This is a genomic window from Comamonas testosteroni (assembly GCF_030505195.1).
Taxonomy (GTDB): Bacteria; Pseudomonadota; Gammaproteobacteria; order Burkholderiales; family Burkholderiaceae_C; genus Comamonas; species Comamonas testosteroni_G.
Genome location: NZ_CP129672.1, coordinates 4,046,486 through 4,071,109, shown reverse-complemented (window position 1 = coordinate 4,071,109; position 24,624 = coordinate 4,046,486). Strand labels below are relative to the sequence as shown.

General features: G+C 54.5%; 18 protein-coding genes and 3 pseudogenes. 10 read left to right on the top strand and 11 right to left on the bottom strand.

The genetic code is table 11. From position 1 onward, the window contains the following. Window positions 1-108: 108 nt before the first annotated feature. Together QYQ99_RS18905 and QYQ99_RS18900 are read left to right on the top strand one after the other, a co-directional pair. A complete protein-coding gene (locus tag QYQ99_RS18905) occupies window positions 109-690 on the top strand; it encodes a cytochrome b (protein ID WP_302089515.1) in 582 nt (193 codons plus the stop codon). Continuing rightward, window positions 690-1,397 (top strand): VIT1/CCC1 transporter family protein, encoded by a 708-nt coding sequence (locus QYQ99_RS18900; protein WP_302089514.1) that lies wholly within the window; start codon window positions 690-692, stop codon window positions 1,395-1,397. The genes QYQ99_RS18905 and QYQ99_RS18900 overlap by 1 nt, the downstream gene beginning before the upstream one ends. Before the next feature lie 86 nt (window positions 1,398-1,483). On the opposite strand, the gene QYQ99_RS18895 is transcribed toward QYQ99_RS18900, so the two are convergent. The 6 genes from QYQ99_RS18895 to QYQ99_RS18870 form a co-directional block, all read right to left on the bottom strand. After that, window positions 1,484-1,912, bottom strand: a complete 429-nt coding sequence (locus QYQ99_RS18895) for a universal stress protein (RefSeq protein WP_302089513.1) — start codon at window positions 1,910-1,912, stop codon at window positions 1,484-1,486. 131 nt (window positions 1,913-2,043) lie between these two features. Then, the gene (locus tag QYQ99_RS18890) at window positions 2,044-3,336 is read right to left on the bottom strand and encodes a PQQ-dependent sugar dehydrogenase (RefSeq protein ID WP_302093218.1); all 1,293 of its coding nucleotides are present in this window, start codon (window positions 3,334-3,336) and stop codon (window positions 2,044-2,046) included. Between the two features lie 517 nt (window positions 3,337-3,853). Further along, window positions 3,854-4,315 carry a universal stress protein gene (locus QYQ99_RS18885; RefSeq protein ID WP_302089512.1) on the bottom strand — a complete coding sequence of 154 codons (462 nt, stop codon included), beginning with the start codon at window positions 4,313-4,315 and terminating at the stop codon, window positions 3,854-3,856. A 237-nt stretch (window positions 4,316-4,552) separates the two neighbouring features. After that, complete coding sequence (locus QYQ99_RS18880) at window positions 4,553-5,968, bottom strand: MBL fold metallo-hydrolase RNA specificity domain-containing protein (RefSeq protein WP_302089511.1); 1,416 nt, start codon at window positions 5,966-5,968, stop codon at window positions 4,553-4,555. Window positions 5,969-6,161: 193 nt separating this feature from the next. Beyond that, entirely contained in the window at window positions 6,162-7,259 is a 1,098-nt protein-coding gene (locus QYQ99_RS18875; RefSeq protein WP_302089510.1) for an NAD(P)-dependent alcohol dehydrogenase, read from the bottom strand. A gap of 146 nt (window positions 7,260-7,405) precedes the next feature. Then, on the bottom strand, window positions 7,406-8,539 hold the full coding sequence (locus tag QYQ99_RS18870) for an MgtC/SapB family protein (protein WP_302089509.1): 1,134 nt from the start codon (window positions 8,537-8,539) through the stop codon (window positions 7,406-7,408). 808 nt (window positions 8,540-9,347) lie between these two features. Between QYQ99_RS18870 and QYQ99_RS18865 the strand changes: the two genes are divergently transcribed. The 3 genes from QYQ99_RS18865 (at window position 9,348) to QYQ99_RS18855 (ending at window position 15,332) form a co-directional block, all read left to right on the top strand. Beyond that, the gene (locus QYQ99_RS18865; protein WP_302089508.1) at window positions 9,348-10,904 is read left to right on the top strand and encodes a type I restriction-modification system subunit M; all 1,557 of its coding nucleotides are present in this window, start codon (window positions 9,348-9,350) and stop codon (window positions 10,902-10,904) included. Next, window positions 10,901-12,097 carry a restriction endonuclease subunit S gene (locus QYQ99_RS18860; RefSeq protein ID WP_302089507.1) on the top strand — a complete coding sequence of 399 codons (1,197 nt, stop codon included), beginning with the start codon at window positions 10,901-10,903 and terminating at the stop codon, window positions 12,095-12,097. The genes QYQ99_RS18865 and QYQ99_RS18860 overlap by 4 nt, the downstream gene beginning before the upstream one ends. 136 nt (window positions 12,098-12,233) lie before the next feature. Further along, the gene (locus tag QYQ99_RS18855) at window positions 12,234-15,332 is read left to right on the top strand and encodes a type I restriction endonuclease subunit R (protein ID WP_302089506.1); all 3,099 of its coding nucleotides are present in this window, start codon (window positions 12,234-12,236) and stop codon (window positions 15,330-15,332) included. A gap of 124 nt (window positions 15,333-15,456) precedes the next feature. Here QYQ99_RS18855 and QYQ99_RS18850 read toward each other — a convergent pair whose 3' ends face one another. Continuing rightward, window positions 15,457-15,759: a putative quinol monooxygenase gene (locus QYQ99_RS18850; RefSeq protein WP_007182542.1), complete on the bottom strand. Its 303-nt coding sequence runs from the start codon at window positions 15,757-15,759 to the stop codon at window positions 15,457-15,459. Window positions 15,760-15,825: 66 nt separating this feature from the next. Between QYQ99_RS18850 and QYQ99_RS18845 the strand changes: the two genes are divergently transcribed. From QYQ99_RS18845 to QYQ99_RS18830, 4 genes are all read left to right on the top strand, one after another. Then, entirely contained in the window at window positions 15,826-16,839 is a 1,014-nt protein-coding gene (locus tag QYQ99_RS18845) for a GlxA family transcriptional regulator (protein WP_034395405.1), read from the top strand. A 228-nt stretch (window positions 16,840-17,067) separates the two neighbouring features. Continuing rightward, the gene (locus QYQ99_RS18840) at window positions 17,068-18,132 is read left to right on the top strand and encodes an alkene reductase (protein ID WP_302089505.1); all 1,065 of its coding nucleotides are present in this window, start codon (window positions 17,068-17,070) and stop codon (window positions 18,130-18,132) included. 32 nt (window positions 18,133-18,164) lie between these two features. Beyond that, window positions 18,165-19,154: a zinc-dependent alcohol dehydrogenase family protein gene (locus QYQ99_RS18835; RefSeq protein WP_250196084.1), complete on the top strand. Its 990-nt coding sequence runs from the start codon at window positions 18,165-18,167 to the stop codon at window positions 19,152-19,154. A 28-nt stretch (window positions 19,155-19,182) separates the two neighbouring features. Continuing rightward, window positions 19,183-19,992 (top strand): LLM class oxidoreductase, encoded by an 810-nt coding sequence (locus QYQ99_RS18830; protein ID WP_302089504.1) that lies wholly within the window; start codon window positions 19,183-19,185, stop codon window positions 19,990-19,992. 130 nt (window positions 19,993-20,122) lie between these two features. Here QYQ99_RS18830 and QYQ99_RS18825 read toward each other — a convergent pair. The 4 genes and pseudogenes from QYQ99_RS18825 to QYQ99_RS18805 form a co-directional block, all read right to left on the bottom strand. After that, window positions 20,123-20,308: pseudogene (locus QYQ99_RS18825) on the bottom strand (IS3 family transposase); the annotation flags it as partial. A 12-nt stretch (window positions 20,309-20,320) separates the two neighbouring features. Beyond that, a pseudogene (locus QYQ99_RS28500) lies at window positions 20,321-21,441 on the bottom strand (IS3 family transposase). A gap of 217 nt (window positions 21,442-21,658) precedes the next feature. Continuing rightward, window positions 21,659-21,799, bottom strand: a pseudogene (locus tag QYQ99_RS18810) (LysR family transcriptional regulator); the annotation flags it as partial. A gap of 44 nt (window positions 21,800-21,843) precedes the next feature. Then, on the bottom strand, window positions 21,844-23,478 hold the full coding sequence (locus QYQ99_RS18805; protein ID WP_302089503.1) for an FAD-dependent monooxygenase: 1,635 nt from the start codon (window positions 23,476-23,478) through the stop codon (window positions 21,844-21,846). 82 nt (window positions 23,479-23,560) lie between these two features. On the opposite strand from QYQ99_RS18805, the gene QYQ99_RS18800 reads away from it, so the two are divergent. After that, window positions 23,561-24,562, top strand: a complete 1,002-nt coding sequence (locus QYQ99_RS18800; RefSeq protein ID WP_302089502.1) for a LysR family transcriptional regulator — start codon at window positions 23,561-23,563, stop codon at window positions 24,560-24,562. Window positions 24,563-24,624: the final 62 nt, after the last annotated feature.

Sequence of the window (24,624 nt, the reverse complement as noted above, 5' to 3'; positions counted from 1 at the left end):
TCACTGCGCGATGATTGGCTTTGATCATCAGCATTCAGGACACCGAACTGACAGCCAAGGCCAGGCTGACAGAGTTCCTCGATGTAAGAATTTTTTAAGGCGTACACCATGGCCAGTAAAAACTCAATGTCGCACTATGGGGCAGCTGTTATCGGCCTGCATTGGCTGATGCTTTTGCTGCTAGCCGCTGTTTACGCCAGCATGGAGTTACGCGGGTTGGCCCCCAAAGGTAGTGATCTGCGCAATGCCTTGAAGCCCCTGCATTTTTTACTTGGATTGAGTGTGCTCGCGTTCGTTATTGTTCGGCTCGCTGTGCGCTGGAGAGCTGGTGCCGCACCCGACATTCATCCTCCTCTGCCACCTTGGCAAGACAGGTTAGCACGACTGATGCACTGGGCGCTTTACGCTTTCATGCTGGCAACACCTGTTCTAGGCTGGATGACGCTGAGTGCGGAAGGAAAACCCATTGTCTTGTTAGGCCTCCATGTGCCCTTGCTCATCGGCGCGAACGAAAGACTAGCCGACCAGTTGAAGGACGTGCACGAAGCCTTGGCCACTGCCGGTTACTTTCTTATAGGGCTGCATGCTGCGGCTGCGCTGTTCCATCACTACATCACCCACGACAACACGCTTGTGCGCATGCTTCCAAAGATGGCTCAAGACAGGAAGTCAACACGCAACAACAGCTGATGAAAACATTTCAATACCGGGCACACCCAGAACGTCATCGTACCGAGCACATCGGCTGGCTACGCGCCGCCGTTCTCGGTGCAAACGATGGCATTATTTCCACTGCCAGCTTGATCGTTGGCGTAGCGGCTGCTCATGCAAGCCACAGCAACATCTTGACAACGGCGGTGGCAGGCTTGGTGGCAGGATCCATGTCGATGGCGGCCGGAGAGTTCGTCTCTGTCTATGCCCAGGCCGACACAGAGACAGCAGACCTTGAGCGCGAGCGAAACGAGCTAGCCTCTGACCATGAGGCTGAGTTACGAGAGCTGACAGCAATCTATGTGCGCCGTGGGCTCGAATACAAGCTGGCCAGCCAAGTTGCAGCGCAACTGATGACGCACGATGCACTGGGCGCGCATGCGCGAGATGAACTGGGTATATCCGATGCGTTCAGTGCGCGACCACTGCAAGCGGCGCTTGCTTCTGCCAGTAGCTTTGCTGGAGGGGGCGTTATGCCGCTTGCCGTTGTGATACTAGCCCCGCAGGCGGATTTGCTTGCGTGGACGATTTTGACCGCTATTGCGTTTCTTGCATTACTTGGCGCCATCGCTGCCAAGATTGGTGGTACACCAGTAATGCGGAGTGTCTGGCGCGTGACCTTTTGGGGTGCGCTCGCCATGGGCATTACTGCCGGTGCAGGAGCAGTGTTCAACGCGTCAGCGTAATTATCATTGCTTCAACTGGTTATATGCCTTTCGCTTTCACGCAAATCCGTGAAACCGTCCTGGGAGGTGATCAACACAAAGTGACCTTACTTGATCAGTACGACAGGTTGCTGAGCCGCAGCCAGCACACGCTGGGCAACTGATCCAATTAGCATATCTGCAATGGCGCTACGTCCTTTGGAGCCCAAGACAACCAAGTCAAATTTACCCGTCTTGGCGAACTTGACAATCTCTTGTGCGACGTGCCCTGTACGAATCACCGTGCGATGTTTAATTTCCTTCGCCTTGAGAAAGGTTAAGGCTTCATCAAGCTCCTTGGTGCTGCGCTCATGCAGGTAGGCTTTTACATCCTTTGAGCCTAGGAACGAGCTTGCGAGGCGAAGACCGGTGGTGTCGTGCACGCTGATGAGCGTAATTGAATGCTTGGCTGGGCGCAGTAATCCAATCAGTTTAGCGGCGTACTTGACTGACCGCATCGCGTACTTCGAGCCATCTGTCGCTACAAGGATTTTCATTTGTATGCTCCTTCGTGCGTACTGAGGCAGCAAAAGCTGGAGCTTTGACGCGATACTGACTATCTCATGCGTCTAGAACTATCGCAAGTCAGCCAAAGGTCATTCAGCCACCTCGTGGCACCAAGCGTGTGTCAGCGTTCAGCTGTCACCCGCCACACCACGTTGCCGACATCATCGGCCACCAGCAACGCCCCCTGTTTGTCGAGCGTCACGCCGACCGGTCGGCCATAGGCCTTGCCCTCGGGGCTGAGGAATCCGGTCAGGACATCCACCGGTCCTCCGACTGGCTTGCCGCCTTCAAAGGGTACGAAAATTACTTTGTAACCACTATGGGGGCGGCGATTCCACGACCCATGCTGGCCAATGAACATGCCGTTGGCAAATGGCGCAGGTAACTGTGTACCCGCTGAGGAAGCCAGTCCCAGCGAGGCAGTGTGGGGTCCCAATGCATAGTCAGGCTCGATGGCCTGAGCAACCAAGTCGATGCGCTGCGGTTGCACACGCGCATCGATATGCTGGCCAAAGTAGCTATACGGCCAGCCGTAAAACCCGCCATCTCGCACCGAGGTCATATAGTCGGGAACCAAGTCGCTACCGATCTCGTCACGCTCATTCACCGCAGTCCACAATGCTCTACTGGAAGGCTCCCATGCAAGACCCACCGGGTTGCGCAGTCCGGAGGCAAAAATGCGGTGAGCGCCACTTGGGATGTCAACTTCCCAGATCGCCGCACGCTGCACCTCAACCTCCATACCGCGTTCGGCCACGTTGCTGTTAGAGCCAACTGTCACGTAGAGCGTTTTGCCGTCCGAGGCCGCAATCAGGTTTTTGGTCCAGTGGTGGTTGATGGGGCCGGCCGGCAGTTTCACCACCTCAGTGCCTGGTGCCGTGATACGTGTGTCGCCCGTGGCATAGGGGAATCGGAGCACGGCATCCGAGGTAGCTACATAGAGATCGTTGCCTACTAATGCCATGCCGAAAGGTGAATTCAAACCTTCCAGCAGCACCGAACGCATATCCGCGACTCCGTTGCCATGGATGTCGCGCAGCAATGTAATGCGATTGGCACTCGGGACACCTGCGCCCGCATGTTTCATAAACAGCCTCATCACCCAGCCCTTGAAGCCTGTCGCGTCGTCTGGCTTGGGTGGGGCATTGGTCTCTGCTACCAACACGTCACCGTTTGGTAGCACGTAAAGCCAGCGTGGATGGTCAAGGCCGCGAGCAAATGCAGCCACACGCGTACTAGGTGCACCCTGTGGCATCGCATCTTTAGGCCAGCCGACGGCGGGTGCAATGTGTACGGTTGGAATCAGAGTATGTTGCGGCGCGGGCAACGTGGGCATGGGCCCCATGCCTGCTAACACGGGTTGCCTGGCCATATCGCCGCAGGCGGCGAGTGCCAGCATAGTGACAACTAGCATCACGGCTGCTACGTGGCCTGTCAAATCAACTAAATGGCATCCGCATACCGGCGTCAGCGCACCGACAGCAGCTTCTCTTCGGGGAATACCTACATCGGCGACCATCGGTGCGCCAGCATCTGTCGTGTTAAGAGAATCGGTTGTAATCATTGGACGGCCCTTTCGCATATGGACGTATCCAGAAAAGAGAATGGGATCGAACACACTCTATTCGACATCTGCAACTTGGACTAGCGTGTGATACGCCCATGCTTGGCTCGTACGTCTTGCGAACCAATGCCGCCTTCTCAGCGGCCGACCAGCGTCGCCTGTGCTGGTCTCGAGTAATGATCTCTATCGTCTCTGTATGTCTAGTCATTCGCACAGCCCTATGCCTATCTGGAAGATAAGCGATAGAGCGTGTCCGGAGATTCCGATGGCTATCTCAAATATTTGCAGGTATTAACAGCAGGCAGATTCAATTTAATATGTCGCTCACTCACCAAAAAAAGCCACCTGCTGCGAATCTCAATTTACTTCATGCAGAAAGACTCTGCGGAGAGCGAACTAACAAAACGGGAATCGGTGAATGTCGAAGAATGCTCTCCGCGCTACTACCTAGAACGACACGCCCGAATCCACGCCTTCCGTGTGTACCCAGGACGATCAAATCAGCTCGCCATTCCTGCGCTTCGGCGAGAACAAGCTCATATACGGCACCTTTAAATTCCTCTTTTAATTTTGTGTCGGCCATAACACCAGCTTTAAGTGCCACATCAGCTGCTTCCTGAAGAATTCGTGCACCGTCCATACGCAGTTCATTTAACCAGTCTCCAGCGTGACCTGAATAGGCATCCATCGCAAGGGCGAGAGAAAGATCGTCAATAACATGAATCAATCGTAATCTTCCCCCCGTCGACTTTGCGAGCCGAACTGACTCTTCCAATCCCAATTTAGATGTGTCGCTTCCATCAATAGGAACAAGAATTCTCTGATACATAGGATCTCCTTTTTGAAGCCAATGGATGCTTATGGCAACATTCGTTAGTGCACACTGAGCTCGCTGCATATGGCGCCAACCAAAGTCTCTATCACTTCTCTAGAGCATATGAGCAGCTCTACAGATACCATTGAGTGCTCCTGCCGAGAGCCGTTCAGAAAAAATACTTGTAGGTAGCCGAGAGGTAACTTTTACGCGCAAAACCCATGAGCGATAAACCATTACCCAACATTGCTTTCAAAATTTATAGGTTGCCCCCTCTTGAGGCACAATAACGTCACACTGCTCCCAAGCTTGCTGCTGACGCAAAAGCACCGCTAAGGCTTGGGATGCAGGATTCTCTCCATGCACCACAAAAACCTTGCGAGGATGGCGCTTGAAAGCATGTGCCCAGTCGATAAGCGCTTTCTGATCGGCATGTGCCGAAAATGCGCCAAGGGTATGTATAGAAGCCTGAACTTCGATATCGTCACCCAAAAGGCGAACATGCTTTTCACCATCGACTAAGCGTCTACCCAGCGTTCCCTCAGCCTGGAACCCTGCAATAACTACAGCGCAATCTCGGCGTCCCAGATTTTCGTGCAGATGGCGGATCACCCGGCCCGCGTCGCACATGCCGCTAGCAGAGATGATCACCGCACCAGATCTAATTAGAAGAAGCTCTATGGAGTCCTTAACATCACTTACGAAGTGAAGGCGAAACTGCAGCCGCAACTGCTTGGCTTGCGAGAGCAGTTCGCGTGCATCGTCATCAAACAGCGCGAAATGTTTGAGGGTGATCTCTGTGGCAGCAACGGCCATGGGCGAATCTATATATACATCTAAAGGACCTAGCCTACCCTGCGTTGAAAGAAGCAGAAGGTGATAGAGCAGTTCTTGCGTGCGGCCAACAGCAAACGCTGGAATAACAACATTTCCTTTGACTAAAGTGTTTTTGATCACCCCAACCAGTTCATCAAGCGTGGAAGGCATGTCTTTGTGCATGCGATCTCCGTATGTGGACTCTATCAGCAGCACATCGGCCTCTTCAATGAAGGTGGGGTCACGCAGGATGACGCGTCCTGGCTGGCCCAGATCACCGCTGGCGACGAGCTTGCATATTTTCCCCAACGAGTCCGTTAACCAAATTTCAATAATTGCTGAACCCAGGATATGTCCTGCATCGCGAAAGCAAGCCTTTACAGAAGCATGCGGAGAAAATTCAATATCGTAGGAGATGGTCCGTAACTGGCGCATGCAATGGTTTACATCTCGCAGCGTATAAAGCGGCGGGTGCACTTCGCGACGATGCACCTGGCTTTTACCTTTGGCCGCCCGTTTTTCGTTGCGCTCAGATTCCATCTCTTGGATGTGCGCACTGTCTTTTAACAAGACGTCCAGAAGATCAAAGGTGGCTGGAGTCGTAAATATCGGCCCGACAAAGCCCTGCATGCTCAGCCGAGGTAGCAGGCCACTGTGGTCTATGTGCGCATGTGTAAGCAACACGAAGTCGATTAGCTTGGGGTCAAATGCAAATGGCTTGTAATTGCGCTCCTTGGCCATGCGACTGCCTTGAACCATGCCGCAATCCACGAGGAAGCGGCAGCCTTCGGCTTCTATAAGAAAACAGGATCCTGTCACTTGTTGCGCTGCGCCATGAAAGGTAATTTGCATAGACTAAAGCCAATAGAAGTTTCAGGAATTAATGATGGTGCCAAGGCAGATCACAACATGTCACTTGTAGTCGATCCAGCGTGGATCAAAAGAAAATGCTTTAAATCCGCTCTTGATCCATTCTTTTATCTTGGGCCTTGCTCATGCGTATTTCAAGTTGACTGGGGTGATTGAATTGCACATGATCGATAGATCAATTCTTAATGGCAACTTTTAGCACTCCATCGCGTTGATGACTAAAGAGGTCATATGCAGCAACGATGTCTTCCAGCTTGTACTTATGGGTAACTAGCGGGCTGAGATCAATCCGGCCACTTTCAATCACGGACATAAGACGACGCATGCGCTCTTTGCCACCTGGGCATAAGGCTGTATTGATGCGGTGGTCACCCAATCCAGCCCCAAAAGCATTCAACGGAATCTTTAAATCTTCCGAGTAAACACCTAAGCTCGATACAGTGCCTCCAGGGCGGATGCATCTCAATGCGCTCTCGAATGTGCCTTGTGTGCCAAGTGCTTCAATTGCGCTGTCAGCCCCTTTGCCACCCGTAATTTTTAGCACCTCAGCGACTACATCCTGAGTTTTGAAGTTCAAGGTTACATTGGCACCAAGCTTTTTAGCTACAGCAAGTCGATCTTCATTGCCATCCACACCGATGATGATGCTTGCCCCACGGAGCTTGGCGCCAGCAGTGGCACACAAGCCGATTGGCCCTTGCGCGAACACGACAACGACATCACCTATCTTGATGTTCGCATTCTCCGCACCGGCGAATCCGGTAGACATGATGTCCGGGCACATCAGGACTTGTTCATCGGTCAATCCATCTGGGACCGGTGCCAAGTTACCCTGAGCATCAGGTACAAGAATGTACTCAGCCTGTGCCCCGTCGATTAGGTTACCAAAGCGCCATCCGGCAGTTAGCTTGTATCCATGGCACCCGCAGTGCCCACTGGCTGCCAGATAGCTACCATCCTGCGAGGACGCACCGTCCTGGGCTGCGTAGCTATTGAAGTTAGGGCAAATGGCGCCCGCAATCACACGCTGTCCTTCTTTGTAACCCTGAACAGCATTGCCAAGCTTAACGATGATGCCAACGGGCTCATGCCCAATCGTCAACCCCTTGGCGACAGGGTATTCACCTTTGAGAATGTGAATGTCGGTCCCGCAGATCGTCGTTGTTGTGATCTTGATCAGAGCATCATTAGGGCCCACATCTGGAATCGGTTTTTCCACAACGTCAATGCGACCTGGCTCTACAAAAACAGCCGCTTTCATCATCTGAGTCATGACGCCTCCTTGCAAAAGGTTCAGGCCAGAAATCTGCAGTACGCAGATTCGCATTCTGTGCTTTATTGCCCTGCAAGACTCTAACGAATGACATCTATTACGTAATGAATCAGATTTAGGCATCGATAGCAGATGGGCAGTCCACGTCAGCCCAGCCATAGCAGTGACAGGCCTGCTCCCGTCACCATTGAGGCTAGTCCCAAGCTGATTCGTGCCCCATATTTGATTCCCCCAATGGAGAACGCCAGTACCGATTTGGCCATTGCGCTGGAAGCAAGAATTACAACCACCCCCCATTGAGCGGTTGACAATGGCAAACTACCCGAGGCAAAAAGCTGCCCTAAACTAGCAGCAGCGGCATGCAGCTCGGCTAAAGCGGCGAATGCCGCTGCGACCAGAACACCAGTGTTACCAAAGACATGCTGTAGCCAAGCGGCTAGAAATAACATCAGCGCGATGATGCCCGCAATCAGCAATGCACTTGAAAGCTTAAATACCCGTTCCGATTCAAATTCCGTTTTTGGGGCTGTTTTTTGTCGATTCAACAATCCTGAGGCTGCAGCCAGCACAAGGCAAAGTGCCGCAATGAGTAGAGGAATCGCCATAGAAAGCATCAGAGCTATGGATGTTGTCGAGAGAATTGCTATGAACAGGCATAGTGAGGCCAACTGAGCCAACATGGCGCAGCCAAATGCTTGCGCCAGCTGATGTTCGTCTGACTTGGCTAGGTGACCAAGGCTCGCTATAGCAGCGGTAGATGACACAAATCCAGAAAAAAATCCGGTAACGGGCAACCCCCAGTGCGGGCCGAGCACTCTAGTAAGTATGTGGCCAAGCATACCTATGGTCATGAACAGCACAACAACTTTCCAAAGGGCGGCGAGGCTCAATACGCCCCATGGATCCACAGGCGCTTGTGGCAGAAGTGGCATCACGATCAACGCTGCGGCGCCTAGCAAAAGGCCATTCCTCAACTCATTCTCTCTTAGCAACTCACGACTCCAGCGCTGTATGGGACCTTTGGAATACACAAGCAAAGCGCAAAGGATGCCCAGAGCTGCAGTCAAGGTGGCACTCTTATGCGATATCCCTCCCAGGGTTACCGAGAAAAGTAGGGTCACTTCACTTGTCAAACCTGGGTCTTTGGGGGCTGACTGCCAGTAGGCCGCGACGGTCAGTGCACCGACTAGCAGCAGCACCACAACAAAAGGCAACACACCTAACGACCAAGCCGTGCAGCCAAGCAGCGCTGCTATGGCATGTGTACGAGTTCCAGCCATGCTTTCTCGTTCACTTTCGCGACGCTCGCTCACGACACCAATAAGCAGACCGCAGCCCAACGAGACTACCCAAGGATCGACACCGGCCCAACTCAGCTGCATAAGTCTCAATTCCTCGATCTGAGTCAGGCTCTCAAATTCGATAGGGCCTCCACTACTAATCAGCAGAGTCGAGCATGAGAAGCTGGAGGCTACCTATGGTGCCTACCTGATGACGCATTGCTGAACTGGTCAGGCCTCAGCGAAGGGCCTCCATCCAGTCTGGCATTAGCGACGATGAGCACATGGTGCTATGCATGTGCCAACTTCGTCAATCAAGTCTTGAGCTATTTTTAATCATGCTTAACTACCCAAGTTATTTCAGGCGCACTTGCTCCGGATCTCGGGCGAATAACGGGTGTCTGGTGAAGAATCCAAACAGCTAATTACCGATATGAGTGGCGCGAAAATTCGAGGAGGCTTCAGGTCGTCACCACCAGTTCACAGCTGACGAGAGTTGCCGTTCAGATTGTCTGGCACGCTGCGATCCAGCAAGTTTCCGGATTGAGACGTACAGCGGACGTCTGGCCAGATAGCGGGTCAACGTCTGGTATCAGCGGCAGCGGTCACAGGCTTGCCAAAGCTCAGGGGCCGCAGTCAGCCTAAACCCGTCTTCTGCACCCACACAATCCTTGCAGTCGCCGAATCAACACCGAGACGAATTTCGCAGCGACCTCATGCACAATCCCCGTTGCACTTTTTACAGGTAGGCATGAGCTAAGCGACTCTTTGCCATGCCTGCACTTTCCAAGAAACCAACAACAACGACATGACCAGCCAACAACAACGCGCAGAACTGCAACGCCGCATTTGGGCCATTGCCAACGAAGTACGGGGTGCCGTCGATGGATGGGACTTCAAGCAATACGTGTTGGGCACTTTGTTCTATCGCTTCATCAGCGAGAACTTTGCCAATTACATCGAGGGTGGTGATGACAGCGTGGACTACGCTGCGTTGAACGATGCGGTGGTCACGCCTGACATTCGTGAAGATGCCATCAAGACCAAGGGCTACTTCATTTACCCCAGCCAGTTGTTTGTGAACGTGGCCCAAAACGCCCATAACAACGACAGCCTGAACACCGACCTGGCCGCCATCTTTTCGGCCATCGAAAGCTCTGCCAATGGCTACCCCTCAGAGCGCGACATCAAGGGGCTGTTTGCGGACTTTGACACTACCAGCAACCGCCTGGGCAACACCGTGGCCGACAAAAACAAGCGCCTGGCTGCGGTGCTCAAGGGCGTGGCTGAGCTGAACTTTGGCGAGTTTGGTGACAACCAAATTGACCTGTTTGGCGATGCGTATGAGTTCCTGATCTCCAACTACGCGGCCAATGCAGGCAAGTCGGGTGGTGAGTTCTTTACGCCCCAGCACGTCTCCAAGCTGATTGCCCGGTTGGCTATGCACAAGCAAACCAGCGTCAACAAGATTTACGACCCGGCTTGTGGGTCTGGATCGCTGCTGCTGCAGGCCAAAAAGCACTTTGACGCGCACATCATTGAAGATGGCTTTTTTGGGCAGGAGCTGAACCACACCACGTACAACTTGGCGCGAATGAACATGTTCTTGCACAACGTGAACTACGACAAGTTCAACATCCAGTTGGGTGACACGTTGGAAGAGCCGCACTTTGCCTATGACAAGCCGTTTGATGCCATCGTCTCCAACCCTCCGTACTCCGTGAAGTGGATTGGCAGCGACGACCCTACGCTGATCAATGATGACCGCTTTGCCCCTGCCGGTGTGCTGGCCCCCAAGTCCAAGGCGGACATGGCTTTTGTGATGCACGCGCTGAGCTATCTGTCCAGCAAGGGCCGCGCTGCGATTGTGTGCTTCCCTGGCATCTTCTACCGTGGGGGTGCAGAGCAAAAGATTCGCAAGTATCTGGTTGATAACAACTTTGTGGAAACCGTGATTGCGCTGGCACCCAATCTGTTCTTTGGCACCACGATTGCCGTGAACATTCTGGTGCTGTCCAAGAGCAAGAAGGACACCACCACCCAGTTCATTGACGCCAGCGGCCTGTTCAAAAAAGAAACTAATAACAACGTGCTGCTGGATGAACACATCGACCAAATCATGGCCGTGTTTGACAGCAAGGCGAATGTGGATCACTTTGCCCAGTCTGTGCCTTTTGAGAAGGTAGCTGGCAATGACTACAACCTCTCTGTCAGCAGCTATGTAGAGGCCGAGGACACTCGTGAAGTGGTGGACATTGCCCAACTGAATGCCGAGCTAAAAACCACCGTGGCCAAGATCACCCAGCTACGTGCAGAGATTGATGCCATCGTGGCAGAGATTGAAGGCGAGGAGTTGGAAGCATGAGCAGCGTGAATTTTTTGGAGAAGCTGCTGGGTGGGGTGGCGGTTGAGTGGCTGCCTTTAGGCAAGGTTGCAAAATATTCAGACTCGCGCATTGATTCCACGTATGTTAATCAAGGTAATTATGTTGGTGTAGATAACCTTGTGCAAAATAGAGCGGGGAAACAGAATTCGAGCTACGTTCCTACGGATGGACGCCTTATTGAGTATCGTAAAGGCGATATTTTAATAGGCAACATCCGTCCTTACTTGAAGAAAATCTGGCTAGCCAATAATTCTGGAGGAGCTAGTGGCGATGTCTTGGTTATTCGATCAACTCATAAATCTCTGAGTTCTGAATATCTACATCAGGTGCTAACTGATGATAAATTCTTTGCTTACAACATGCAGCATGCCAAGGGCGCAAAAATGCCTCGCGGCGATAAAGCAAAGATCCTTGAATACAGTATTCCCATCCCCTGCCCAGACAACCCCAAAAAATCCCTTGAAATCCAGGCTGAAATCGTCCGTATTCTGGACGCAATGACCGCCCATACCGCTGAGCTTACCGCTGAGCTTACCGCTCGCAAAAAACAATACAACTACTACCGTGATAAGTTGTTGAGTTTTGAGGATGGGGAGGTGGAGTGGAAAACAATTGAAGATATTTTTGATATTTTTGCAGGTGGCGATGTACCAAAAGAAGCTTTTTCTGAGTCGCAAAATGATGAATACAACATTCCTATTCTTTCAAATGGAATAGATGAAAAATCTTTATACGGGTGGACAAATAAAGCAAAAATAGATAAACCCAGTCTAACCGTATCAGCACGCGGAACTATCGGATGGACGAGTTACAGAGACAAGCCCTTCTTCCCTATTGTGCGATTAATTGTTTTGACTCCAAAAACAAAAATCAGTTTGAAGTATGCATATTACTTCATGAAGACTATCGAGAAAAATTATAAGGTTCCAGAAGCTGGTATCCCACAGCTTACAAAACCGATGATTAAAGATATAAAAATACCTATTCCCTACCCTGCCGATGAGGATAAATCTCTTGAGGCACAAAATCAGATTGTCGCAATTCTCGATAAATTTGATGCACTCACGACCTCCATCACCGAAGGCTTGCCGCGCGAAATCGAGCTGCGCCAAAAGCAGTACGCCTATTACCGTGACCTGCTGCTGAGCTTTCCAAAACCGCCAACGATTTGAAAAAAGCATAGCTGCTTGCGCTTGAATAGATTGGGTTTCAGCTATAAAAATACCTGAAACCCAATAAACTAAAGCGGTAGCAGCTCTTATTTTTAACTATTGTTGGCCGTTTGCTGCTTTTTCTACCGGAGTACGGATGAGCGACTACAAAACCATTGCCGAATCGAAAAACTTTATCGTTCTTGATAAGTACACCCCAGAGTGGAAGGCGGCAGAGGGCTACCAGACCGAAGATGCGCTGGAGCGCGAGTTGATTCAGGACTTGGTGAACCAAGGCTATGAGTTTGTGCCCAGTATCAACACACCAGAGAAGCTGCTGGCCAATGTGCGTGTAGCTTTGCAGGCACTGAATAACGTGCAGTTTGCAGATGCGGAGTGGCAACGCTTTGTGAGCGACTGGCTGGACAAGCCCAGCGAAGGCATTGTGGACAAGACACGCAAGGTGCATGACGACTATGTGCTGGACTTTGTGTTTGACGATGGCCGCATTCAGAACATCTACCTGTTCGACAAAAAGCACATTGCCCGTAACAAGCTGCAGGTGATCAAGCAGTTTGAGCAAAAAGGCAGCCATGCCAACCGCTATGACGTGACGATCTTGGTCAATGGCTTGCCGCTGGTGCAGGTGGAGCTGAAGAAGCGCGGCGTGGCCATTCGGGAAGCCTTCAACCAGGTACACCGCTACAGCAAGGAGAGCTTTAACAGCGACAACTCCCTGTTCAAGTACCTGCAGCTGTTTGTGATCTCTAACGGCACAGACAGCCGCTACTTTGCCAACACCACCCAGCGCAACAAGAACAGCTTTGACTTCACCATGAACTGGGCGAAGTCAGACAACACGCTGATCAAGGACTTGAAGGACTTCACGGCCACGTTCTTCCAAAAGCACACGCTGTTGAATGTGCTGTTGAACTACTCGGTGTTTGACGTGAGCGATACGCTGCTGGTGATGCGCCCCTACCAGATTGCCGCGACGGAGCGCATTCTGTGGAAGATCAAGAGCAGCTATGAAGCCAAGAACTGGAGCACAGTGGAAAGCGGTGGCTTTATCTGGCACACCACAGGCTCGGGCAAGACCTTGACCAGCTTCAAGGCAGCGCGGCTGGCGACCGAGCTGGATTTCATCGACAAGGTGTTCTTTGTGGTGGACCGCAAGGATCTGGACTACCAGACCATGAAGGAGTACCAGCGGTTCTCGCCCGACAGCGTCAATGGCTCAGACAGCACAGCGGGGCTGAAGCGCAATTTGGACAAGGATGACAACAAGATCATTGTCACCACCATCCAGAAGCTCAACAACTTGATGAAGAGCGAGGCCGACCTGCCCATCTACCACAAGCAGGTGGTGTTTATCTTTGACGAATGCCACCGCAGCCAGTTTGGTGAGGCGCAAAAGAACCTGAAGAAGAAGTTCAAAAAGTTCTGCCAGTTTGGCTTTACCGGCACGCCCATCTTCCCCCAGAACGCATTGGGGGCAGAAACCACAGCCAGCGTGTTTGGACGTGAGCTGCACTCGTATGTGATCACCGATGCGATCCGTGATGAAAAGGTGCTGAAGTTCAAGGTGGACTACAACGATGTGCGCCCCAAGTTCAAGGCCATTGAGAGTGAGCAGGACGAGAAAAAGCTCAGTGCAGCTGAGAACAAGCAAGCCCTGCTGCACCCAGACCGTATTCGCGAGATTACGCAGTACATCCTGAACAACTTCCACCAGAAAACCCACCGCTTGCACCCAGGAGCCAAGGGCTTTAACGCCATGTTTGCAGTCAGCAGCGTGGATGCTGCCAAGGCGTACTACGAGAGCTTCAAGGAGCAGCAAAAGGGCCGTGATAAGCCGCTAAAGGTGGCCACCATCTTCTCGTTTGCTGCCAACGAGGAGCAGGATGCGATTGGCGATATTCAGGACGAAAGCCTGGATACCTCTGCCATGAATAGCAGTGCCAAGGAGTTCTTGAATGCTGCCATCAAAGACTACAACGCGCTGTTTGGCACCAGCTTTAGCGTGGATGGCGAGGGCTTTCAGAACTACTACCGTGATCTGGCCAAGCAAGTCAAAGCCAAAGAGATTGACTTGCTGATTGTGGTGGGCATGTTCCTGACTGGCTTTGATGCGCCCACACTGAACACCTTGTTTGTGGACAAGAACCTGCGCTTTCACGGTCTGATGCAGGCGTACTCCCGCACCAACCGCATTTATGACGCCACCAAGACCTTTGGCAACATCGTGACCTTCCGCGATCTGGAGCAGGCCACGGTGGATGCCATCACCCTGTTTGGTGACAAGAACACCAAAAACGTTGTCCTGGAGAAAAGCTACAAGGAGTACATGGAAGGCTTTACCGATATCGCCACGGGCGCTGCAAAGCGCGGCTTTATGGAGGTGGTCAAAGAGCTGCAGGAAAAATTCCCAGACCCAGCCGCCATCGAAAAAGAGTCGGACAAGCAAGCCTTTGCCAAGCTGTTTGGCGAGTATTTGCGCCTGGAGAACGTGCTGCAGAACTACGATGAGTTTGCCAGCCTGAAAGACTTGCAGAACATCGACGTGAACGATGCGCAGGCGGTAGAGGCGTTCAAGGCCCAGCATTACCTGAGCGACGAGGATTTTGAGCAGTTGCAAGGCGTCACCATCCCCAACGAGCGTGAGGTGCAGGATTACCGCTCCACCTACAACGACGTGCGTGACTGGTTGCGCCGCCAAAGGGAGGGGGATGAGAAAGATATCTCCACTATCGACTGGAACGACGTGGTGTTTGAGGTGGATTTGCTCAAGTCGCAGGAAATCAATCTGGACTACATCCTCGAATTGATTTTTGAGAACAACAAAAAACTCAAGGACAAAGCCACGTTGGTGGAGGATGTGCGCCGTGTCATCCGCTCCAGCATTGGCAACCGTGCCAAAGAGGATTTGGTGGTGGACTTTATCAACCAGACCGACTTAGACCAGATTGGTGACAAGGCCAGCGTGATTGATGCCTTCTTCCAGTTTGCCCAAGTTGAGCAGCAGCGAGAAGTGCAAGCGCTCATCGACGAGGAAAAGCTCAATACTGATGCTGCCAAGCGCTACATCACCAACTCCCTGAAGCGCGAATTTGCCAGCGACAGCGGAACCGAGTTGAATAGCGTGCTGCCCAAGATGAGCCCGCTGAACCCTCAATATCTGACCAAGAAGCAGACGGTGTTTCAAAAGATCGCTGCGTTTGTGGAGAAGTTCAAGGGTGTGGGTGGGCAGGTTTGAATCTGCCCTTTTCTCGCCGGAAAATCCATAGACTGCAAGAATGACAGCAAGGAGGTTGGGATCGCACGTAGGGCTGTTTGACCCCCATCCTGCAGCGTGACCTGATTGGGTCAAGGCCGAGTTGTCATGCAGGCAGTTTGGCTGCAAGCAGTTCGACCTTCTCGATATTGGGCGGAGAACTGAGCAAGGTCGCTGCGTTGGCCATCAAGGCCGCGGCGATCTGGCCGTTCAGATGTGCCTGGCGACCTGCCTCATCAGCAAAGGCATCGAACACACCAAACGTCGAAGGGCCAAACTTCAATGCGAACCAGGCCGTGGTGCCGGACTCGGCGTTGGCGAGCGGCAGTGCGCTGGCCAGGAAGTCGGCAAGCGCAGCCTCCTGGCCGGGTTTAGCTTCGAGGCGAACAAACAGGGCGAGCTTGGTCATGCTGTATTCCTTTGGGTAAATGGAAAAGTGGGTGAAGGGATCGAAGAGACTGCAGTCTAAGTCTTCATGACAGACATCTCTATAGGCAATAATGACAACATTGATATCATTGTTGCCATGAAACTCCACCTCCTTGTTTGTGATGGCGTGTTTGATCTGGGGCTTGCGGCGCTCACTGACACAGTGGGCTTAGCCAATGCGATGGCGGGCTCGCTGCCACAGGCTCCCGCGCACATAGAGCTCACGCTGGTGGGAGTGCGGCGTCGCATCCGAACTGCGCAAGGCTTGACGGTCCCCGTGGTCACTGCGCATGGTGTGCCCGAACCAGACGTCGTGCTCGTGCCAGCGTTTGGCGACAAGATGCCTGACACGCTCTCGGCTCGACTCACACGCCCCGATGTGCCCGACGCGGTCGCGGCGCTACAGCAGTGGTCCACCGCTGGCGCGCACCTTGGTGCCGCTTGCTCCGGTAGTTTCTTGCTTGCAGAGAGTGGCCTGCTTGATGGGCATCGTGCGACGACGTCATGGTGGCTGGGGCCGATGTTTCGGCAGCGCTATCCGAACGTCGCGCTGGACGAGTCACGCATGATCGTGAACTCGACACGCTTCACCACCGCGGGTGCCGCTTTGGCCCACGTCGACTTGGCCTTGCGCATCATCCGAGGGCGCAGTCCGGCGCTGGCGGCCCTGGTGGCACGCTATCTGCTGGTCGAGACACGCAGTTCGCAAGCCGAGTTCGTGATTCCCGACCACCTTGCGCATGCCGACCCGATGGTAGAGCGCTTCGAGTGCTGGGCCAGACGTCGGCTCGCGCAGGGGTTCTCGCTGGCCGAGGCGGCCAGCGCCGTGGGCACAAGCGAGCGCACCTTGGCGCGGCGGCTGCAAAGCGTTTTGGGAAAGACACCGCTGTCGTATTTCCAGGACCTGCGCGTGGAGCATGCCGTCCATCTCTTGCGCACCGGGAACGCCAGCGTCGACCAGGTCGCCGCACAGGTCGGGTACTCGGATGGGGTGACCCTGCGGGCCCTGTTGCGCCGCAAGCTGGGCCGGGGTGTCAGGGAGTTGCGACGCGGTGGATGACCAAAGGCGTTTGGTGCATGTACGGCTGGAGACCGCCGCGAAACTGTCGGAAGCAAAGGCTTACCCACTTGTGTCTAATACATCGTGCGTTGGGTGCAAAAGCACCAGCCGTTCCAAAGCAGTCTTCAGTGACCTTTCAAAGTTCAGTGACCTTTCAAAGGTCTGAGTATTGGGAATACTGTTAGCTTTAACACTGTTTTCTGTTCACTAATCTGGGTTTTCATCCACATGCTATTCAATCCACTTCAAGTAGGTTCTCTCACCCTGCCCAACCGCGTCCTTCTGGCACCACTGACACGCGCCCGTGCCGACGCTGGCCACATGCCCAACGCGCTGATGGCCGAGTACTACAGCCAGCGAGCCACCGGCGGCCTGCTGATTTCCGAATGCACCATGGTGGCGCCCGGTACATCGGCCTTCGTCAATGAGCCTGGCATCTACAACGACGCGCAGATTGCAGCCTGGAGGCAGGTGACCGACGCGGTGCACGCCAAGGGCGGACGCATCTTCATGCAGATCTGGCACGCTGGCCGCGCAGCCTACCCTGGCGCTGCCGATGGCGCCCCCATTGTCTCCAGCAGCGCCACCGCTATTGAGGGTGAGATCCACACGCCCCAAGGCAAGGTGCCGCACGCGGTGCCCCGCCCCCTGACCGTCGAAGAGATTCCCGGCATCGTGGCTGCGTTTGCTCAAGGCGCACGCAACGCCATCGCCGCCGGCTTTGATGGTGTGGAAGTACACGGCGCCAACGGCTACCTGATTGACCAGTTTCTGCGCGACACGCCCAACCAGCGCACCGATGCTTACGGCGGATCGCTGGAAAACCGTGCACGTTTGCTGTTCGAGGTACTCACTGCCGTGACCCAGGCGATCGGTTCCGAACGTGTGGGTCTGCGCCTGTCGCCCCTCAACAGCTTCAACAGCATGAAAGACAGCGACCCGCTGGCCCTCATCGGCTTCCTGGCCGATAGGCTCAATGCCTTCAAGCTAGCCTACCTGCACGTGATGCGCGCCGATTTCTTCGGCGTGCAGAAGGCCGATGTCATGCCCGTAGCGCGTGAAAAGTACAAGGGTGTGTTGGTGGGCAATATGGGTTACAGCGCTGATGAGGCAGAGGCAGCTATTGCCGAAGGTAAGCTTGACGCTGTGGCCTTTGGCACCGCCTTCCTGGCTAACCCGGACCTGCCCACACGCATCAGGGCCAAGGCACCGCTGAACGCGCCTGACTCCAACACGTTCTACGCAGGTGGCGCCAAGGGCTATACAGACTATCCGACACTGCAGGTCGCGTAAATCAAAGCCCATTCAAAAGCGAGGTATCCGTAATGGCACGCATTGTCAGAATTCATGAATACGGTGACGCCAGCGTTCTGAAGCTGGAAGATCTGGACGTACCGGCGCCGGCAGCAACCGAGGTGCAGATTTGCGTCAAAGCTATTGGCCTGAACCGTGCCGAAGTGATGTTTCGCAACCATGCGTATCTACAGGAGGCCGAGTTCCCGAGCCGCTTGGGCTATGAGGCCGCTGGCATCGTGGTCGCAGTCGGTAGCGACGTAACCGAGACAAAGGTTGGCGATGCCGTCGCTCTAATCCCTCCATTGGATATCGCTCGCTGGGGCACCTACGGCGAGCTGGCCAATGTACCGGCTCATCTGGTGGTAAAGAGCCCTGAGGGCCTGTCCTTCGAAGAGGCTGCTGCGTCCTGGATGCAGTACGTCACCGCCTGGGGGGCGCTAATCGATCAAGCAACGTTGAAACAAGGTGACTTTGTGATTATCACTGCAGCATCAAGCAGTGTCGGTCTGGCAGCCTTCCAAATAGCTCGCATGGTCGGTGCCACATCGATTGCGATCACACGAACCCGCGCGAAAAAACAGGCCCTGCTGGATGCCGGTGCGGCGCATGTAATCGTGAGCGACGAAGAGGACATCGTAGAGCGAGTGATGGCCATCACTGCCGGGCAAGGTGCTCGTGTTGTATTCGACCCAGTTGGCGGCCCCTCCTTCGAGCCCCTAACGCAAAGCATGGCCCGTGGAGGTATTTTGTTGGAGTACGGTGCACTCAGCCCAGAGCCAACGCCTTTCCCGCTGTTTACCGTGCTGGCCAAAAGCCTAACCCTGAAGGGCTATCTCTATGCAGAAATCGTGGCCGACCCAGAAGCCCTGGAGCGTGCCAAGGCTTTTATTCTCCAAGGACTGAAGTCTGGTGCACTGCGCCCGATCATCGCCAAGACATTTGCCCTTAGCGACATCCAGGAAGCCCACCGTTTCCTTGAGGCCAATCAGCAGATCGGCAAGATCGTAGTTACTGTCTGATCGGTTTCTCCCACTGAGGAAGATTAAAATGTATCTGCCGAGCACGATTCCTTATCAGCAGCATCGAAGGTTCAGCCGAACCTTCACTCCGGGTCATTTGAGCCTGGGATTGTTCTTCCCTTTGGAGGCCTTCGGTGGGGACATTCCGAGCATGCTCAACCAGGTCGCATTGGCCAAACGAGCAGAGGAGCTGGGCTTCTCCGCGCTCTGGTTTCGCGACGTGCCTCTTCGGGACCCTAATTTCGGCGATGTCGGCCAAGCCTTCGATCCCTGGGTATACATGGGCTATATGGCGGCTCATACGTCAGAGATAGCGCTTGGCAGCGCATCCATTGCCATCCCTTTACACCATCCTCTGCACACGGCCAAGGCGTCAGCCAGCGTCGATCAGTTGAGCGCAGGTCGCTTGATTCTGGGCGTAGCCTCCGGCGATCGCCCAGTGGAGTTTTCAGCCTTTGACGTCGATCCCGAAAGGCGCGGAGAAGTCTTTCGAGAGCACTACGAGGTGATTCGCCGAGCCTACAGCACCAGCTTCGAACCCATCCGCTGGAGCGGTGGTGAGCTGCGCGGCGCAGACCTCATTCCCAAACCCACAACCCAAGTGATTCCGATGCTCGTGACCGGTCATAGCCGCCAGTCACTGGATTGGATCGCGCGCGAAAGCGCCGGATGGATCAACTATCCACGCGCGCCGAAAATACAGCGACTGATCGTGGAAGATTGGCGGATGGAGGTCATGAAGCAATGTGGTGCCGTCTATAAGCCCTTCACTCAGTCGCTTTACATCGACCTCAGTGAGAACCCGTCCTCCCCGTCTTATGGGAATATATACATATAAACAACAATGTAAGGTCTCATATCGCCGTCAATATTGGCGATAATCTAGAAAATTAAAACTATGTATGTATACATAGTTAAAGGACTAAGAAAAAGTGGACTGCCCCCGCTGCAGTAGACAAATCCCTGCCTCACGCCCAGGCGCGTTCAAACGCCTCGGGACTGATATCGCCCAGGTGGCTGTGGCGACGTGATCGGTTGTAGAACACCTCGATGTAATCGAATACATCGGCCCGGGCCATATCTCGGGTCTTGTAGACCCGCTTGCGGATACGTTCTTTTTTAAGACTGCTAAAGAACGATTCCTTGACCGCATTGACGCTCCTATGTCAAGGGCCTCGTGAAGACTCCGTCAAATCAGCCATGATGAGCGGGTACAGCTCGCGCACGATGTAACGTTTGAGGCAACGGTGGATCTCCTTGCTTGACAGGCCCTCCTTGGTGCGACGCTCAACGTATGCTCGAGTGCGTGGGTCACTGCGCATTCGCACCATAGCAATTGTCCACAGGGCATTGTTTGCGCAGCGGTCGCCCCCTCTGTTGAGCCGATGCCGAACGGTCTTTCCAGAGGACGCTTGTAAGGGCGTGACGCCACACAGGGCTGCAAGTGAAGACTCATTTTTCAACCGTTCGGGGTTGTCTCCAGCGACTGCAACCAGAACTGCAGCGGTTTGCGGTCCCACGCCAAATCGCTCGGTCAACCGTTTTGCGTGCTGTTGGGTAGCCTTCATGGACCAGCCCACCACCTTGCGTGAGTACAGGTCCACCACGGCAGCCAGGTAGAGCCATCCCTGCCAAGTGCGGATGTAGATACCGTCTTGAAAGTCAAGTGCTTGCAGTGTTTCGCTCCTCGGGCGGCACATAGTCTTTGCCAGACTTGAGTACCCCGAAACACAAATGAACCAGCTTTCGCATGCAGGCGCCAAGTGCTGACATCTTGGACTTTCCCTGTGCTCTTGCATGATGCGTGCAACGCGGTGCTTGCCGCAGACTTCACCCGCCTCTCGCAAATCGGCAAACACTCAGCGAGCGCCATATACGCCGTAGCTGGCGGAGTAAGAGTGGCGGATCAACTCCAACAAGCGCCGGTCTTCCTGCTCATGCTCAGATATGGGGTCATGTATCCAAGCGTAGAACCCTGCACGAGCTACCCGTCGCACTCGGCACATCAGACTGACTGCGTGCTGGCTGCGGTGCTCGTTGATAAAGCGGTACTTCACTCGGGCTCCCTGGCCAAGTACCGCACGGCTTTTTTTAAGATATCCCGTTCTTCTTCGATGCGTCGCATCTGACTGCGCAAGCGCAGTATCTCGCTCTTGGCTTCAAGCAGTTCTTGGGATTGCTGCTCATTGCGGTCAGGTGACACAGCTTTGACCCATTTGTAGAGGCTGTGCGTTGAGACCCCTAGACGGGCTGCGACCTCAGCCACCGAATAACCGCGCTCGGTTATTTGTTTGACGGCTTCGTCTTTGAATTCCGGCGTAAACCTCTATGCGCTCATGGACTGCCTCCTATCCTCAAAAGATAGGCCAGGGATGTCTACCTGCCTAGGGGCAGTCCAGTCGTGGATCACCGCGGAACCGGGCCAGGACAGCAGTGTGAGCACCACCAGCCCCAAGCGCGTCGGCGCGAAGGCCAGTACATGCTCGGGACCGTCATGCCGCAAGTAGCTGCACGCCCAGTTCGTCCTCCAGATCGCGCACGGCACGCGAGAGCGGCGTCTGATCGATGTGGATGCGCTCGGCCGCCCGCGTAAAGTTCAGCTCTTCCGCTACTGCGATGAAATAGCGCAACTGGCGTCGCTCAATTATCCCGGCTACCGGCCGGCGTTAGCTGCATTTCGTTGCGGTCCTCATGCCAAGGCCTCCATATCGGTCACGGATTTCGAGACGGCGCGCGCCAAGACCTGCATAGCGGTTCGTGTCGACACAATTTCCTCCTGACTGGTCCACGCAACGAACCCGTCCGGCCTAACCAGTACCCACCTGGAGGCATACCGCTCTGCACCCGCGCCCGGTGCCAACACTATCAGCTTCAACGACACCGCCAGTGCAGCAGCAGCTTCGCTGAATGCACGCGCATCCGCCCCCGATGGCCCAACGCACAGCACAGTGAAGTCCGCGCCCAACTTCTCGAAAACGTTGCCGCCGTCGGCCAACGGCGCTGGCGGCAGGTGATGCCCCGCCCGCGCTTCGAACCGATGCTCCCCGACGGCGCTGCAGATGCCGTGCGGCCCACCCCAAACGATCGGAGAGCCCTCGTAGTTCGGCTCGAACGCATGGACCTCGCCGATCGCTCCGCGCGCCCGCGCTTGCCATGCTGACTCGAAGCCAGTGCGATCTGCCTCAGGATCGAAAGCATCAAGGAACTGACGATCTCTTTCGATCGACTTCGCAATAAAATCGTGCACAGTTGACGCGAATACTGGCCTGCGCTCGGCATCGTAGGAATCAAGCAGTGCATCGCCATCTCGTTTCTGAACCACGGCTGCAAGCTTCCAGGCCAGATTGCGGGCATCCTCGAATCCGGAATTGACACCGTAGCCACCATAGGGCGGATGGCTGTGAGCAGCATCGCCCGCGATGAAAACCCGGCCCGCGCGATAGCTGTCGGCAACGGCGAATCGCAGATCCCAAAAACCGATGTGCTCGAACTCCACTTCAAACTTGGCACCAACGGCTTCGTGCAAAAAAGCACGGAAGTCGAAGTTGTTCTCGGTCGTCCCAAGGGGAACTGGCGCGTGGAAAAACCAAGTCTGCCCGAGATCGACGCGACCCAGAAATTTCCAGTAGCCCTTGAGCTCCGGTTGAAGAACGTTGTAGTAGGATTTTCCAGGAAAGCGCTCCAGCAATGCATGCAACTCGGGTGAGCGGAACACCAACAGAACCATGAGCCGATCATGGTCTGTGCGCGTCTGCGTGAGCCCGACCTGCTCTCGGACAAGCGATCGGCTGCCATCACAACCAACCGCATACGCCGCCCGCAAAGTCTTTCGTTCCGTTCCGTCGCGCTCCGCAAGTTCGACCGTCACGCCTTCAGCGTCCTGCGACACTGCTTCCGCGCTCCATCCATACATGGTCCGCACCTTTGGCAGTTCCGCTGCACGGCTGCGCAACACCGCCTCGGTAGCGTACTGAGGCAGCCGCTCGTTGGCTGCGTAGTAGTAGGGCTGGACGAGATCGCGCTGGAGCCAGTCGTAAGAGTACGGTCCAAGCAACGTCCCGTAGGCAGTCAAGCCACCGATGCCGTACTCAGGCGGGATCGTGCGAGCAGCCCGCAACTGCCGCTCCGCACCCCAGGCATGGAAATGCTCCATCGTCCTTTGGGTCAGGTTCTGGCCTTTTGGAATGGGCTGGGGCTGCAAATACCGCTCTACCACGACGCAGCGCACGCCGCGCTGACCAAGATCGATGGCCAGGCCCATGCCGACGGGTCCTCCGCCAACGATCACAACCTCGGTCTCGTCCACGCACTGAATGCTGTTCATTTCACCTTCTCCGATTTAGCGATAAAGCGCTGACTCAGCGCCGCTCTCGCAACACACACCCCGCTTGCGCGGGCCATATTCCATGCAGACTTCACTCTTTGTCTCCTTGGCGTTTTGGATTAGAGTTGATGGTCAACAATCAATCAAACGGAACATACTGATGCATCCATCGGAAAAACTGATGCATGTGAGCAGCCGCCAACTGCAGGCCTTTCTCGAGGTCGCTCGACTCCGGAGCTTCTCCAAGGCAGCCGAGCAAATCCCCATGTCCCAATCAGGCATGAGCATGCTGATAAAGGATCTGGAAGACCAGATGGGCGCTCGTTTGTTCGACCGCAGCCCGAGATCCGTTATGCTCACGGACGCTGGCCGTCAGCTCCTCCCTGTGGCCCAACGGATCGTCCAGGACCTGAGAGGTCTGGGATCGACGATCGAAGGATCTGAAGCGGCTACTCGGTCGCGCCTGGACGTAGCGGCGACTCCCATGGTGACGATGAGCCTTTTGCCAGACGTCGTGAGGGAGTTCACCGATTCGCACCCTCATGTCAGCACCACTATCGCGGATGTCGACGTCAATACCGTCAGGCAGCGTGTTCTGGACGGTGAAGCGGATATCGGCCTGGGTTTCTTCGTCAAACCGGCAGTTGGTCTGTTGCGTCAGCCTCTGTGCCGATTTCGTCTGATGTGCATCAGTCCACCAGCACCCACCAACAGCCGCCGCCGATCATCACGAGGCTGGTCCAGTCTGCGTGATCTCCCGTTGATCGGTCTACCGCCGGATAATCCGATCCAATCGCTGGTGGAAACCCATCTCACCCGGATCGGGCATGTCCATGGAAAGTGCCAAACGGCTCACTTCATTGGCACACTGATCGCCATGACGCGTGCGGGTCTGGGTCATGCCGTTATCCCCTCATTCGCCATCGAGGAATGCAAGCGGCACGGTCTGCAGATCAGCATGCTGATAGATCCGGTGGTGTACCTGGACCTCTATCTGGTTTCACGCCGAGGAATTCAACCTAAGCCCACCACACTGGATTTTTCTGCTCGCCTGAAGACAGCGGCAACGAAACTAGCCAAGTAGAAAGATCATTCGAAGCTCGGCCAGCTTCTGATGGTCGCTCCTGCCTTTCGAGAACGCACAAG

What these genes read in the sequence shown, in the direction of transcription:
- QYQ99_RS18905 (WP_302089515.1), top strand. Translation starts at nt 109, where the DNA reads ATGGCCAGTAAAAACTCAATGTCGCACTATGGGGCAGCTGTTATCGGC.
- QYQ99_RS18900 (WP_302089514.1), top strand. Translation starts at nt 690, where the DNA reads ATGAAAACATTTCAATACCGGGCACACCCAGAACGTCATCGTACCGAG.
- QYQ99_RS18895 (WP_302089513.1), bottom strand. Translation starts at nt 1,912, where the DNA reads ATGAAAATCCTTGTAGCGACAGATGGCTCGAAGTACGCGATGCGGTCA.
- QYQ99_RS18890 (WP_302093218.1), bottom strand. Translation starts at nt 3,336, where the DNA reads ATGCTAGTTGTCACTATGCTGGCACTCGCCGCCTGCGGCGATATGGCC.
- QYQ99_RS18885 (WP_302089512.1), bottom strand. Translation starts at nt 4,315, where the DNA reads ATGTATCAGAGAATTCTTGTTCCTATTGATGGAAGCGACACATCTAAA.
- QYQ99_RS18880 (WP_302089511.1), bottom strand. Translation starts at nt 5,968, where the DNA reads ATGCAAATTACCTTTCATGGCGCAGCGCAACAAGTGACAGGATCCTGT.
- QYQ99_RS18875 (WP_302089510.1), bottom strand. Translation starts at nt 7,259, where the DNA reads ATGACTCAGATGATGAAAGCGGCTGTTTTTGTAGAGCCAGGTCGCATT.
- QYQ99_RS18870 (WP_302089509.1), bottom strand. Translation starts at nt 8,539, where the DNA reads ATGGCTGGAACTCGTACACATGCCATAGCAGCGCTGCTTGGCTGCACG.
- QYQ99_RS18865 (WP_302089508.1), top strand. Translation starts at nt 9,348, where the DNA reads ATGACCAGCCAACAACAACGCGCAGAACTGCAACGCCGCATTTGGGCC.
- QYQ99_RS18860 (WP_302089507.1), top strand. Translation starts at nt 10,901, where the DNA reads ATGAGCAGCGTGAATTTTTTGGAGAAGCTGCTGGGTGGGGTGGCGGTT.
- QYQ99_RS18855 (WP_302089506.1), top strand. Translation starts at nt 12,234, where the DNA reads ATGAGCGACTACAAAACCATTGCCGAATCGAAAAACTTTATCGTTCTT.
- QYQ99_RS18850 (WP_007182542.1), bottom strand. Translation starts at nt 15,759, where the DNA reads ATGACCAAGCTCGCCCTGTTTGTTCGCCTCGAAGCTAAACCCGGCCAG.
- QYQ99_RS18845 (WP_034395405.1), top strand. Translation starts at nt 15,826, where the DNA reads ATGACAGACATCTCTATAGGCAATAATGACAACATTGATATCATTGTT.
- QYQ99_RS18840 (WP_302089505.1), top strand. Translation starts at nt 17,068, where the DNA reads ATGCTATTCAATCCACTTCAAGTAGGTTCTCTCACCCTGCCCAACCGC.
- QYQ99_RS18835 (WP_250196084.1), top strand. Translation starts at nt 18,165, where the DNA reads ATGGCACGCATTGTCAGAATTCATGAATACGGTGACGCCAGCGTTCTG.
- QYQ99_RS18830 (WP_302089504.1), top strand. Translation starts at nt 19,183, where the DNA reads ATGTATCTGCCGAGCACGATTCCTTATCAGCAGCATCGAAGGTTCAGC.
- QYQ99_RS18805 (WP_302089503.1), bottom strand. Translation starts at nt 23,478, where the DNA reads ATGAACAGCATTCAGTGCGTGGACGAGACCGAGGTTGTGATCGTTGGC.
- QYQ99_RS18800 (WP_302089502.1), top strand. Translation starts at nt 23,561, where the DNA reads ATGCAGACTTCACTCTTTGTCTCCTTGGCGTTTTGGATTAGAGTTGAT.